Here is a 12,045-nt window from a genome sequence, read left to right as displayed (position 1 = left end):
TTAGCCCCCTGCGATAACCTGAAACAGCAGGATCTGGTCGCCTTCATTGACCTGCTGATGTTCCCACTGCTCGCGCGGCAGGATCTGTTGATTGAGCGCCAGCGCCGTTCCCGGCTTCAGCTGGCGCAGCGTGTCGAGCAGGGCGGCAACGGTGAGATCGTCGTCGCACGTCATCGGCTCATCGTTAAACAGAATGCGCATCGCGGCCTCCGCATACCGGGCAGTGGCTGGCGCGGTTTAACGCCAGATGACGCCAGCCGCTGGAGCGGGCGTCGAACAGCCGCAGCGTGTTGCGTTCTGTCTCCATGCCGCTGAGCAACTTGATGGCCTCCAGCGCCTGAAGAGTACCCATCACGCCCACCACCGGACCCAGAATGCCTGCCGTGCGGCAGTTACGCTCCGGTTCAGCCTCGTCCGGCCACAGGCAGCGGTAGCAGCCCTGTGCCCACGGCGGCGTAAGCACCATTATTTGCCCGCCGAAACCGACCGCGCTGGCGGTGATCAGCGGCGTGTTCTGCGCAACACAGACCGCGTTGATGGCCTGACGCGTCGCCATATTGTCCGTGCAGTCCAGCACCACGTCGGCAAGGGCCACTTCGCGTTGCAGATCTTCCCCGCTCAGCCGCGTCTGGAGCGCGACCAGTTCGATATCGGGGTTAAGCTGGTTCAGCCGCTGGCGCGTAACGTGCGCTTTAGGCTGGTTGATATCTTCTGTCGTAAAGAGAATTTGCCGTTGCAGATTGCTGAGATGTACCTCGTCGTCATCGGCCAGCACCAGCGTGCCCACGCCCGCGCCGGCCAGATACAGCGCGGCGGGGGTGCCTAATCCGCCCAGACCGACAATCAGTACCCGGCTGGCGAGCAGCTTTTGCTGCCCCTCGATGGCGATATCCTCCAGCAGGATCTGGCGGCTGTAACGCATAAAATCACGATCTTTCATCGCCTGCTCCTGCCAGTTGTAAAAGCTGCGCGGTGGCGGCCTGCCAGTCTGCCGCCTGGGTGATAGCGCTGACGACGGCGATACTGCCGACGCCGGTCTCCAGCACCGCGGGCGCACGTTCAAGGCTGATCCCGCCGATGGCGACGGTGGGGTAATCGGCAAGGCGCTTAACGTGGGCCGCCAGCTGCGTCAAACCCTGTGGCGCGGACGGCATCTGTTTGGTTTGCGTCGGGAAAACGTGCCCGAGCGCGATGTAAGAGGGGCGGGCCGCCAGCGCCACGTCGATCTCCATATCATCGTGGGTGGAGACGCCCAGCCGCAGACCGGCGTCACGGATCGCGTTGAGATCGGTCGTTTCCAGATCTTCCTGTCCCAGATGCACGCCGTACGCCTGGTGTTTAACCGCCAGCCGCCAGTAGTCGTTGATAAACAGGCGGGCGTGGTAGCGACGTCCCAGCGCGATAGCGGCGACCACGTCGGCCTCTACCTCTTCATCGTGTTTATCCTTGATGCGTAGCTGGAGGGTGCGAACGCCAGCTTCCAGCAGGCGGGCGATCCACTCCACGCTGTCCACCACCGGGTAAAGCCCTAAGCGGAAGGGCACGGAGGGGAAATCGGGCTGGTACATTACGCCTCCTCCTTTTTGAGGTAGATTTCGCCGCCTTTCGCGCGGAAGGTTTCCGACATGTCCGCCATGCCGACTTCAATGGTCTGCGCGGCAGCGTAATCACGTACTTCCTGGCTGATTTTCATCGAGCAGAATTTTGGTCCGCACATGGAGCAGAAGTGCGCCACTTTGCCCGATTCCTGCGGCAGGGTTTCGTCGTGATAGGCGCGGGCGGTGAACGGATCGAGGGCCAGGTTAAACTGGTCTTCCCAGCGGAATTCAAAGCGCGCTTTGGACATGGCGTTGTCGCGAATTTGCGCGCCCGGATGGCCTTTCGCCAGATCCGCCGCGTGGGCGGCAATCTTGTAGGTGATCAGCCCCTGCTTCACGTCCTCTTTGTTTGGCAGCCCGAGGTGCTCTTTCGGCGTCACGTAGCAGAGCATGGCGCAGCCGAACCAGCCGATCATCGCCGCGCCAATGCCTGACGTGAAGTGGTCGTAGCCCGGCGCAATATCGGTGGTCAACGGCCCCAGGGTGTAGAACGGTGCTTCGTGGCAGTGCTCCAGCTCTTCGGTCATGTTGCGACGGATCATCTGCATCGGCACATGGCCCGGGCCTTCAATCATCACCTGCACGTCGTACTCCCAGGCGATTTTGGTCAGCTCGCCCAGCGTGTGCAGCTCGGCAAACTGCGCCTCGTCGTTAGCATCGCGGATGGAGCCCGGGCGCAGGCCGTCGCCCAGCGACAGGGAGACGTCGTACGCGGCGCAGATCTCGCAGATTTCGCGGAAGTGCTCGTAGAGGAAGTTTTCCTGATGGTGGGAAAGGCACCATTTCGCCATAATCGAACCGCCGCGTGAGACGATACCGGTCAGACGTTTCGCCGTCATCGGCACGTAGCGCAGCAGCACGCCCGCGTGGATGGTGAAGTAGTCCACACCCTGTTCCGCCTGCTCCAGCAGCGTGTCGCGGAACGCTTCCCAGGTGAGGTTTTCGGCGATGCCGTTGACCTTCTCCAGCGCCTGATAAATCGGGACGGTACCGATCGGCACCGGGCTGTTACGCAGGATCCATTCGCGGGTTTCGTGAATATAACGGCCAGTGGAAAGATCCATCACCGTGTCCGCGCCCCAGCGCGTCGACCAGACCAGCTTTTCCACCTCTTCTTCGATGGATGACGTCACCGCTGAGTTGCCGATATTGGCGTTGACCTTCACCAGGAAGTTGCGGCCGATAATCATCGGCTCGGATTCCGGGTGGTTGATGTTGGCAGGGATAATGGCGCGCCCGGCGGCCACTTCGTCACGCACAAATTCCGGCGTGATGTTTTCCGGCAGGCGAGCGCCAAACCCTTCACCCGGATGCTGGTGGCGCAGCACTTCGCTGCGGATGCGCTCGCGGCCCATGTTTTCGCGGATGGCGATGAACTCCATCTCCGGCGTGACGATACCCTGGCGCGCGTAGTGCAACTGGGTGACGCATTTGCCCGCTTTAGCGCGTTTCGGCGTCAGCAGGCCGGTAAAGCGCAGCTCATCCAGACCGTCGTCGGCCAGGCGCTCGTTGGTATACGCCGAGCTGCGCACGCTCAGTTCTTCGCAATCGTTACGGGCGTCAATCCACGGCTGGCGCAGTTTTGCCAGACCCTGCTGCACGTTGATAGCAACAGAAGGATCGCCGTACGGGCCGGAGGTGTCGTATACCGGCACGGCTTCGTTGTCTTCAAACTGCGGGTTCTCTTTGCTGCCGCCGATAAGCGTCGGGCTGAGCTGGATTTCGCGCATCGGGACGCGGATATCAGCCTGTGAGCCGGAAATGTAGATGCGTTTCGAGTTCGGGAAAGCGGTGCCTTCCAGGGTGTCGATGAAGCGTTGTGCGTGTTCGCGCTGTTCGCGGCGGGTCAGTTTTGCAGTAGACATAGCTCATTCCAAAAGTGAAGGACATGGCTTGTCAGACGACGGATGAAGCAAGAGAAGATCGCCCGGGGGGCGATACAACAGCAGTGTGACTCTTGTTCCCTTCGCAGGTATTAACCTGATCAGGTTCCGCGGATCCCGAATTAACGGTCTCAGCCCGTGCTTTCACACTGGGCACTCCGACAAGAAAAATCCCCCTCGTGAGAGGGGCGAATGGTTGTAAATTACTCGTTAACGATTAAGAACTCAAGCAGGGCGCGCAACGTTATCGCTGGTGCTGATATTCAGGTTGTTGTCCAGCACGAGGGCGATGAGTTTGTCTTCCAGCGTGAATCGCTCTTCCAGCGCTTCGCCAAGGTCGGAAAGCGCCTGCTGAAACTCAAGATAGTTATCGTGATCGATAGCGTTCTCCAGCGTGGAATCGTAGTAGTCCATGATCTGCTGGGTGTTGGCTTCCAGCAGCGGACAGAGTTTACTGGCCGCTAAATACGGCGTTGTCCCTTCCATTTCGCGGATAATGCGTTCATAAAGGTTGAAATGGCCATCGGAGAGGTAGTCGACCAGGCTCTGACAAAAGTCGTCCAGCGCTTTTTCATTCAGCCGCATAAAGGATTCTTTGCCAGGCTTAAGACCAACCAGATTGTAATACGCCACGAGTAGATGCTTGCGCACATGTAGCCAGCGATCCACCAGGGTGTTACTTCCTCCAACGCGCTCAGTCAGGCTTTCCAGCTGGTTTAACATGGTCGACTCCATAAGGTTTAGAATGGGATCTGCTTATCCAAAATGTAACCACAATGCTAACAACATGTCAGTGAAGCGAAGGTAGTGCAATAGATATGGATCGTATTATTGAAAAATCAGATCTGGGTTGGTGGATCGTCAGTCACGAACAAAAATTATGGCTGCCCGGTGGGGAGATACCCTACGGCGCGGCAGACATCTTCGATCTCGTCGGCCAACCTGCGCTGCGGATCGGCGAGTGGCAGGGCGATCCGGTATGGCTGATCCAACAGGCTCGTCGTCAGGATATGGGATCCGTTCGTCAGGTGTTGGATCTGGACGTCGGCCTGTTCCAGCTGGCGGGGCGCGGCGTGCAGCTGGCGGAGTTTTATCGCTCGCACAAATACTGCGGCTACTGCGGCCACACCATGCACCCGAGCAAAACCGAGTGGGCAATGCTCTGCGGCCACTGCCGTGAACGCTACTACCCGCAAATCGCACCGTGCATCATTGTCGCCATCCGCCGTGATGATTCCATCCTGTTGGCGCAACATACCCGTCATCGCAACGGCATTCACACCGTCCTCGCCGGGTTTGTGGAGGTCGGCGAAACGCTGGAACAGGCGGTGGCGCGCGAGGTGATGGAGGAGAGCGGCATTAAGGTGAAAAACCTGCGCTATGTGACGTCGCAACCGTGGCCGTTCCCGATGTCCCTGATGACCGCGTTTATGGCGGAATACGACAGCGGCGAGATTGTTATCGATCAGAAAGAGCTGCTGGAGGCGAACTGGTATCGCTACGACGATTTACCGCTACTGCCCCCGCCGGGAACGGTGGCGCGTCGCCTGATAGAAGATACCGTGGCAATGTGTCGGGCCGAGTATGAGTAGTGTTACACTGACGGACTGACGCAATAAGGAACTGCAAAAATGACCGAACTGAAGAACGATCGTTATCTGCGTGCGCTGCTGCGCCAGCCCGTTGATGTCACCCCGGTGTGGATGATGCGCCAGGCGGGACGCTATCTGCCAGAGTACAAAGCCACGCGCGCGCAGGCAGGCGATTTTATGTCGCTGTGCAAAAACGCCGAGCTGGCCTGTGAAGTGACGCTCCAGCCGTTGCGCCGCTTCCCGCTTGATGCCGCCATTCTTTTTTCGGACATTCTCACCATTCCGGATGCGATGGGCCTTGGGCTCTATTTCGAAACCGGAGAAGGCCCGCGTTTTACCTCTCCGATCAAAAGCAAAGCCGACGTTGATAAGCTGCCGATCCCCGATCCGGAAGGCGAGCTGGGCTATGTGATGAACGCCGTGCGTACCATTCGCCGCGAACTGAAAGGCGACGTGCCGCTGATTGGCTTCTCCGGTAGTCCGTGGACGCTGGCCACCTACATGGTGGAAGGTGGCAGCAGCAAAGCCTTTACCGTCATCAAAAAGATGATGTACGCCGAGCCGCTGGCCCTGCATGCCCTGCTCGACAAGCTGGCGAAGAGCGTCACGCTCTATCTCAACGCGCAGATTAAAGCGGGCGCGCAGTCGGTGATGATTTTCGACACCTGGGGCGGCGTGCTGACCGGACGTGATTATCAGCAGTTCTCCCTGTACTACATGCACAAAATTGTCGATGGTCTGCTGCGTGAAAACGAAGGCCGTCGCGTGCCGGTGACGCTGTTTACCAAAGGCGGCGGTCAGTGGCTGGAAGCGATGGCGGCCACCGGCTGCGACGCGCTGGGCCTCGACTGGACCACCGATATTGCCGATGCGCGCCGTCGCGTGGGGGACAAAGTGGCGCTCCAGGGCAACATGGACCCGTCCATGCTCTATGCGCAGCCTGCCCGTATCGAAGAAGAAGTGTCGACTATACTGTCTGGTTTCGGCCAGGGCGAAGGCCACGTCTTCAACCTCGGTCACGGTATTCATCAGGATGTACCGCCAGAACACGCTGGCGTATTTGTGGAGGCGGTGCATCGGCTTTCTGCCCAGTATCATAAGTAAGGAGTGGTTATGGATCTCGCGTCGCTACGCGCTCAGCAAATCGAACTGGCTTCATCAGTGATCCGCGAGGATCGTCTGGATACGGACCCTCCGCGGTACATTGGCGGGGCGGACGTCGGGTTTGAGCAGGGCGGTGAAGTGACGCGAGCGGCGATGGTGGTGCTTAAATACCCTTCGCTGGAGCTGGTGGAGTACAAGGTGGCGCGTATCGCCACCACCATGCCGTACATCCCCGGCTTTCTCTCCTTCCGCGAATATCCCGCGCTGCTGGCCGCGTGGGAGCAACTCTCGCAAAAACCCGATCTGCTGTTTGTTGATGGGCATGGTATCTCCCATCCGCGTCGCTTAGGCGTTGCCAGCCACTTTGGTCTGCTGGTGGACGTGCCGACCATCGGCGTGGCGAAAAAACGCCTGTGCGGCGCGTTTGAGCCGCTCTCTGCCGAACCGGGCGCACTGGCGCCGCTTATCCATAAAGGCGAGCAGCTGGCGTGGGTCTGGCGCAGCAAAGCGCGCTGCAACCCGCTGTTTATCGCCACCGGGCATCGGGTCAGCATGGACAGCGCCCTGGCGTGGGTGCAACGCTGTATGAAGGGCTACCGTTTACCGGAGCCAACCCGCTGGGCTGACGCCGTGGCCTCTTCACGTCCGGCATTCATTCGTTGGCAGGAAATTCAGCCGTGATTCAGGTAAACTGCGGCTAATTTTCGATTCGAGACATCATCATGTTACAAAACCCGATTCATCTGCGCCTTGAGAAGCTGGAAAGCTGGCAGCACGTGACGTTTATGGCTTGCCTGTGCGAGCGCATGTATCCCAACTATGCCGCGTTCTGCAAGCAGACGGCGTTTGGCGAAGGCCAGATTTATCGTCGTATCCTGGATTTAATCTGGGAGACGCTGACGGTCAAAGATGCGAAGGTAAATTTTGACTCTCAGCTCGAAAAGCTGGAAGAGGCTATTCCGGCTGCGGATGATTTCGATCTGTATGGCGTCTACCCGGCTATTGATGCCTGTGTAGCGTTGAGCGAGCTGATCCACTCCCGTCTGAGCGGTGAAACCCTGGAACACGCCATTGAAGTCAGTAAGGCATCCATTACCACCGTTGCGATGCTGGAAATGACCCAGGAAGGCCGTGAAATGACCGACGAGGAGCTGCGTGCTAACCCGGCGGTTGAACAGGAATGGGATATTCAGTGGGAAATTTTCCGTCTGCTGGCGGAGTGTGAAGAACGTGATATTGAGCTGATCAAAGGGCTTCGCGCGGACCTTCGCGAGGCCGGTGAGAGCAATATTGGTATAATTTTTAACCAATGAGACAACAAAACGTGATTTAACGCCTGTTTTGTCACTCCTCGACTCTTCCCTTTCGCCCCCCGTCTGGTCTACATTTGGGGGGCGAAAAAAAGTGGCTATCGGTGCGTGTATGCAGGAGAGTGCTTTTTTGGCATTTTCGTCGCACTCGATGCTTAGCAAGCGATAAACACATTGAAAGGATAACTTATGAACAAGACTCAACTGATTGATGTAATTGCGGACAAGGCTGATCTGTCTAAAGTGCAGGCTAAAGCTGCTCTGGAATCTACCCTGGCTGCTATTACTGAGTCTCTGAAAGAAGGCGATGCTGTACAACTGGTTGGTTTCGGTACCTTCAAAGTGAACCACCGCGCTGAGCGTACTGGCCGCAACCCGCAGACCGGTAAAGAAATCAAAATCGCCGCAGCTAACGTGCCGGCATTTGTTTCTGGTAAAGCACTGAAAGACGCAGTTAAGTAAGACGCGTGGCAGTGAACAGTTTTAACGAAGGGGCGGCAACGCCCCTTTTGTCATTCTGGCGCGGAACGCTCGCGCTGGCAGGCGTACTGTTGCTCTCTGCCTGTAGCCATGATTCCTCACTCCCCCCGTTTACCGCCAGCGGCTACGCTGACAACCAGGGTGCGGTCAGGATCTGGCGCAAAGATTCCAGCGATGAAGTCCATATGCTCACCGCGTTCAGCCCGTGGCATAACGGCAACACCTCGACCGCAGAATACCGCTGGCAGGGCGATGCGCTGTCGCTCATTGAACTGAATATCTACAGTAAGACTCCCGAACACGTGAAGGTGCGTTTCGACGACCACGGCGAGCTGAGCTTTATGCAGCATGAGGTCAGTGGACTGAAACAGCAGCTTTCCAGCGATCAGGTCGCTCTCTACCGCTACCGTGCTGAACAACTCCGCCAGACCAGCGATGCGCTGCGTCAGGGCCGCGTGGTGCTGCGCCAGGGGCGCTGGCATGCCGACGGCACGGTGACCACCTGCAAAGGGCAGACGGTGAAGCCTGAGCTTGAATCCTGGGCAACCGAACACATTCAGCGTCGTCAGCGGCATTCATCTGTGGAGGTGAGTGTGGCATGGCTGGAAGCGCCGGAAGGCTCTCAGCTGTTGCTGGTGGCGAATGAAGATTTCTGCACCTGGCAGCCGACAGAGAAGAGTTTCTGACGTAAATCCCCTCTCCCTGTGGGAGAGGGTTAGGGTGAGGGTGTGAAATTACTCTCCCTGCTCCCGCGCAATGGCACGATAGCCGATATCCTGGCGGCTGAAGCTGCCATTCCAGTGAATATCCGCCATCAGCGCATAGGCGCGCTTCTGCGCCTCTGCCACGGTCTGGCCCAGCGCGGTCGCACACAGCACGCGACCGCCGTTGGTGAGCACGCGGTCATCGTCAGAGAGCTTCGTACCGGCGTGGAACACCTTCGCACCGTCGATCTCTTCCAGCGGCAGGCCGTGGATCTCATCTCCGGTGTTGTAGTTACCCGGATACCCACCCGCAGCAATCACCACACCTAAAGAGGCTCGCTCGTCCCATTCGGAAGTTTTCTCGTCCAGCTTGCCTTCGCACGCCGCCAGACACAGATCAACCAGATCGGACTTCATGCGCAGCATGATCGGCTGGGTTTCCGGATCGCCGAAGCGGCAGTTGAATTCAATCACCTTCGGGTTACCCTGCTTGTCGATCATCAGGCCTGCGTAAAGGAAACCGGTGTAGGTATTGCCTTCCGCCGCCATCCCCTTCACGGTTGGCCAGATGATGCGGTCCATGGTGCGCTGGTGTACTTCGTCAGTGACCACCGGAGCAGGGGAGTAAGCTCCCATCCCGCCGGTGTTTGGCCCCGTGTCGGCATTGCCTACGCGCTTGTGATCCTGGCTGGTCGCCATCGGCAGAACGTGCTCGCCGTCAACCATCACGATAAAGCTCGCTTCTTCGCCGTCGAGGAACTCTTCAATCACGATGCGGTGGCCCGCGTCGCCAAAGGCGTTACCCGCCAGCATATCCTGCACGGCGGCTTCCGCTTCTTCGAGTGTCATCGCCACGATAACGCCTTTCCCGGCAGCCAGGCCGTCGGCTTTGATCACAATCGGCGCGCCTTTTTCACGCAGGTAAGCCAGAGCAGGCTCTACCTCGGTGAAGTTCTGATATTCCGCCGTCGGGATGTTATGACGCGCGAGAAAATCTTTGGTGAAGGCTTTTGAGCCTTCCAGCTGCGCAGCCCTTTCCGTTGGGCCGAAAATTTTCAGGCCTGCGGCGCGGAAGGCATCTACAACGCCGATCACCAGCGGCGCTTCCGGGCCAACAATCGTCAGATCGATATTCTCGTTTTGGGCAAAGCTCAGCAGCGCCGGGATATCGGTTACGCCGATGGCGACGTTCTGTAGCGCGGGCTCCAGCGCGGTACCGGCGTTACCCGGTGCCACAAAGACGGTTTCAACCTGCGGAGACTGCGCTGCTTTCCACGCCAGGGCGTGCTCGCGCCCGCCGTTACCAATCACTAATACTTTCATTTTCTGCTCCGGGAATTAATGGCGGAAGTGGCGCATGTCGGTGAAGATCATTGCGATGCCATGTTCGTCGGCAGCGGCAATCACTTCGTCATCACGGATTGAACCGCCAGGCTGGATCACACAGGTGATGCCCACAGCAGCGGCCGCATCGATACCGTCGCGGAACGGGAAGAAGGCGTCAGAGGCCATGGCGGAGCCTTTGACTTCCAGACCTTCGTCACCTGCTTTGATACCCGCGATTTTTGCAGAGTAAACGCGGCTCATCTGGCCTGCGCCGATTCCGATGGTCATGTTCTCTTTGGCGTAGACGATGGCGTTGGATTTCACGAACTTCGCCACTTTCCAGCAGAACAGCGCGTCACGCAGTTCCTGCTCGGTTGGCTGACGTTTGGTGACGACACGCAGATCGGCTTCGCTCACCATACCCAGATCGCGGTCCTGAACCAGCAGCCCGCCGTTCACGCGCTTGAAGTCCAGACCCGGGACGCGTTCTGCCCACTGGCCGCAAACCAGCACGCGCACGTTCTGTTTCGCCGCGGTGATTTTCAGTGCCTCTTCGGATGCGGATGGCGCGATGATCACTTCGACAAACTGACGGGAGATGATGGCCTGCGCGGTTTCCGCATCCAGCTCGCGGTTGAAGGCGATAATGCCGCCGAACGCGGAGGTAGGGTCGGTTTTGTAGGCGCGATCGTAGGCATCCAGAATAGAGGTGCTCACGGCAACGCCGCATGGGTTGGCGTGCTTGACGATAACGCAGGCTGGCTCGCTGAACTCTTTCACGCATTCCAGCGCGGCGTCGGTATCGGCAATGTTGTTATAGGAGAGGGCTTTGCCCTGCACCTGCTGTGCGGTCGCAACAGAGGCTTCTTTTACCTCTTCTTCTATATAGAAGGCAGCCTGCTGGTGGCTGTTCTCACCGTAACGCATATCCTGCTTCTTAATGAAGTTCAGGTTCAGCGTGCGCGGGAAGCGGCCGGAGGGATCTTTGCTTTCACCGTGGTAGGCAGGTACCAGGCTACCGAAGTAGTTGGCGATCATGCTGTCGTAGGCGGCGGTATGCTCGAAGGCTTTGATGGCGAGATCGAAACGCGTTTCAAGCGTCAGGGACCCTTCGTTGGCATCCATCTCATTAATAATGGCGTTGTAGTCTCTGCTCTTTACGACGATGGCCACATCTTTATGGTTCTTGGCCGCGGAGCGCACCATGGTTGGGCCGCCGATATCGATATTCTCAACCGCGTCTTCCAGAGAACAGCCTTCGCGGGCAACGGTCTGGGCGAACGGGTAGAGGTTAACGACCACCATGTCGATGGGGGCAATATTGTGCTGCTCCATAATGCCGTCGTCCTGACCGCGACGGCCCAGAATACCGCCGTGCACTTTCGGGTGCAGGGTTTTGACGCGTCCATCCATCATTTCCGGGAAACCGGTGTAGTCGGACACTTCGGTTACCGGCAGACCTTTCTCTGCTAACAGGCGCGCGGTGCCACCTGTAGAAAGCAGCTCCACACCGCGTGCGGAAAGTGCCTGAGCGAATTCGACGATACCGGCTTTATCAGAAACACTGAGCAGAGCGCGGCGGACTGGACGACGTTGTTGCATGGTAAATCCCCTGGATTTCACGATTACAGAGAGCGTTAGATGAATTTTCCAGCGAAAAACTCATCTAACACACCTGACGAGGCCTCCTTGTTAAGCGCGAGCATTTTAACGAAAACGTTTGCGCAACGCTCGCATATTTTCACTTTTTCGCAGTGCTGTGGATAACTCTGTGTGTAAAAGGGTATAAGGCGGGGTTTTGCTGGGGAATGCAGCAGTCAGTCATTTTTCTGTCATTTAGCGGTTGCGGCCTGCGGAGAACTCCCTATAATGCGCCTCCATCGACACGGCGGATGTGAATCACTTCACAGATAACCCGGTCGGTTGAAGAGAAAAAATCCTGAAATAACGGGTTGACTCTGAAAGAGGAAAGCGTAATATACGCCACCTCGCAACGGTGAGCGAAAGCCGCGTTGCACTGCTCTTTAACAATTTATCAGACAATCTGT

General features: G+C 57.9%; 13 protein-coding genes and 1 riboswitch. Of the genes, 6 read left to right on the top strand and 7 right to left on the bottom strand.

Annotated features, from left to right (window positions below):
• The 5 genes from thiS to ACNQ0W_RS21800 form a co-directional block, all read right to left on the bottom strand.
• A complete protein-coding gene (gene thiS, locus ACNQ0W_RS21820; RefSeq protein ID WP_047052408.1) occupies positions 1-201 on the bottom strand; it encodes a sulfur carrier protein ThiS in 201 nt (66 codons plus the stop codon).
• A complete protein-coding gene (thiF, locus tag ACNQ0W_RS21815; RefSeq protein ID WP_062933849.1) occupies positions 185-940 on the bottom strand; it encodes a thiazole biosynthesis adenylyltransferase ThiF in 756 nt (251 codons plus the stop codon). Before thiF ends, thiS begins: the two co-directional genes overlap by 17 nt.
• Positions 927-1,568, bottom strand: a complete 642-nt coding sequence (thiE, locus tag ACNQ0W_RS21810; protein WP_062933848.1) for a thiamine phosphate synthase — start codon at positions 1,566-1,568, stop codon at positions 927-929. The genes thiF and thiE overlap by 14 nt, the downstream gene beginning before the upstream one ends.
• A complete protein-coding gene (thiC, locus tag ACNQ0W_RS21805; protein ID WP_047637925.1) occupies positions 1,568-3,463 on the bottom strand; it encodes a phosphomethylpyrimidine synthase ThiC in 1,896 nt (631 codons plus the stop codon). The genes thiE and thiC overlap by 1 nt, the downstream gene beginning before the upstream one ends.
• Before the next feature lie 79 nt (positions 3,464-3,542).
• A riboswitch (TPP riboswitch) is annotated at positions 3,543-3,652 on the bottom strand.
• Between the two features lie 54 nt (positions 3,653-3,706).
• Positions 3,707-4,204, bottom strand: a complete 498-nt coding sequence (locus ACNQ0W_RS21800; RefSeq protein ID WP_017384077.1) for an Rsd/AlgQ family anti-sigma factor — start codon at positions 4,202-4,204, stop codon at positions 3,707-3,709.
• A 95-nt stretch (positions 4,205-4,299) separates the two neighbouring features.
• Here ACNQ0W_RS21800 and nudC point away from each other — a divergent pair, with 95 nt between their 5' ends.
• The 6 genes from nudC (at position 4,300) to ACNQ0W_RS21770 (ending at position 8,653) form a co-directional block, all read left to right on the top strand.
• On the top strand, positions 4,300-5,073 hold the full coding sequence (gene nudC, locus ACNQ0W_RS21795) for an NAD(+) diphosphatase (protein ID WP_047052401.1): 774 nt from the start codon (positions 4,300-4,302) through the stop codon (positions 5,071-5,073).
• A 39-nt stretch (positions 5,074-5,112) separates the two neighbouring features.
• On the top strand, positions 5,113-6,177 hold the full coding sequence (hemE, locus tag ACNQ0W_RS21790) for a uroporphyrinogen decarboxylase (protein ID WP_022650209.1): 1,065 nt from the start codon (positions 5,113-5,115) through the stop codon (positions 6,175-6,177).
• 9 nt (positions 6,178-6,186) lie between these two features.
• Positions 6,187-6,858 carry a deoxyribonuclease V gene (gene nfi, locus ACNQ0W_RS21785; RefSeq protein ID WP_003862312.1) on the top strand — a complete coding sequence of 224 codons (672 nt, stop codon included), beginning with the start codon at positions 6,187-6,189 and terminating at the stop codon, positions 6,856-6,858.
• Positions 6,859-6,899: 41 nt separating this feature from the next.
• Positions 6,900-7,490 carry a YjaG family protein gene (locus tag ACNQ0W_RS21780; RefSeq protein ID WP_003862310.1) on the top strand — a complete coding sequence of 197 codons (591 nt, stop codon included), beginning with the start codon at positions 6,900-6,902 and terminating at the stop codon, positions 7,488-7,490.
• Positions 7,491-7,676: 186 nt separating this feature from the next.
• Complete coding sequence (gene hupA, locus ACNQ0W_RS21775; protein ID WP_002445246.1) at positions 7,677-7,949, top strand: nucleoid-associated protein HU-alpha; 273 nt, start codon at positions 7,677-7,679, stop codon at positions 7,947-7,949.
• A gap of 11 nt (positions 7,950-7,960) precedes the next feature.
• On the top strand, positions 7,961-8,653 hold the full coding sequence (locus tag ACNQ0W_RS21770) for a DUF1481 domain-containing protein (protein ID WP_062933847.1): 693 nt from the start codon (positions 7,961-7,963) through the stop codon (positions 8,651-8,653).
• A 48-nt stretch (positions 8,654-8,701) separates the two neighbouring features.
• Here ACNQ0W_RS21770 and purD read toward each other — a convergent pair whose 3' ends face one another.
• Positions 8,702-9,994 carry a phosphoribosylamine--glycine ligase gene (gene purD / locus ACNQ0W_RS21765; RefSeq protein ID WP_062933846.1) on the bottom strand — a complete coding sequence of 431 codons (1,293 nt, stop codon included), beginning with the start codon at positions 9,992-9,994 and terminating at the stop codon, positions 8,702-8,704.
• Positions 9,995-10,009: 15 nt separating this feature from the next.
• Positions 10,010-11,599, bottom strand: a complete 1,590-nt coding sequence (gene purH / locus ACNQ0W_RS21760; protein WP_062933845.1) for a bifunctional phosphoribosylaminoimidazolecarboxamide formyltransferase/IMP cyclohydrolase — start codon at positions 11,597-11,599, stop codon at positions 10,010-10,012.
• Positions 11,600-12,045: the final 446 nt, after the last annotated feature.

Origin of the sequence: Enterobacter cloacae complex sp. 6730903 (genome assembly GCF_048283985.1) — a bacterium.
Lineage (GTDB): Bacteria > Pseudomonadota > Gammaproteobacteria > Enterobacterales > Enterobacteriaceae > Enterobacter > Enterobacter hormaechei_C.
The sequence above is the reverse complement of the archived record's forward strand: the minus strand, read 5'-3'. Positions and strand labels throughout refer to the sequence as shown.

Bases quoted from the DNA above. Each gene is read 5' to 3' on its own strand.
- thiS (WP_047052408.1), bottom strand. From the start codon at position 201: ATGCGCATTCTGTTTAACGATGAGCCGATGACGTGCGACGACGATCTC.
- thiF (WP_062933849.1), bottom strand. From the start codon at position 940: ATGAAAGATCGTGATTTTATGCGTTACAGCCGCCAGATCCTGCTGGAG.
- thiE (WP_062933848.1), bottom strand. From the start codon at position 1,568: ATGTACCAGCCCGATTTCCCCTCCGTGCCCTTCCGCTTAGGGCTTTAC.
- thiC (WP_047637925.1), bottom strand. From the start codon at position 3,463: ATGTCTACTGCAAAACTGACCCGCCGCGAACAGCGCGAACACGCACAA.
- ACNQ0W_RS21800 (WP_017384077.1), bottom strand. From the start codon at position 4,204: ATGTTAAACCAGCTGGAAAGCCTGACTGAGCGCGTTGGAGGAAGTAAC.
- nudC (WP_047052401.1), top strand. From the start codon at position 4,300: ATGGATCGTATTATTGAAAAATCAGATCTGGGTTGGTGGATCGTCAGT.
- hemE (WP_022650209.1), top strand. From the start codon at position 5,113: ATGACCGAACTGAAGAACGATCGTTATCTGCGTGCGCTGCTGCGCCAG.
- nfi (WP_003862312.1), top strand. From the start codon at position 6,187: ATGGATCTCGCGTCGCTACGCGCTCAGCAAATCGAACTGGCTTCATCA.
- ACNQ0W_RS21780 (WP_003862310.1), top strand. From the start codon at position 6,900: ATGTTACAAAACCCGATTCATCTGCGCCTTGAGAAGCTGGAAAGCTGG.
- hupA (WP_002445246.1), top strand. From the start codon at position 7,677: ATGAACAAGACTCAACTGATTGATGTAATTGCGGACAAGGCTGATCTG.
- purD (WP_062933846.1), bottom strand. From the start codon at position 9,994: ATGAAAGTATTAGTGATTGGTAACGGCGGGCGCGAGCACGCCCTGGCG.
- purH (WP_062933845.1), bottom strand. From the start codon at position 11,599: ATGCAACAACGTCGTCCAGTCCGCCGCGCTCTGCTCAGTGTTTCTGAT.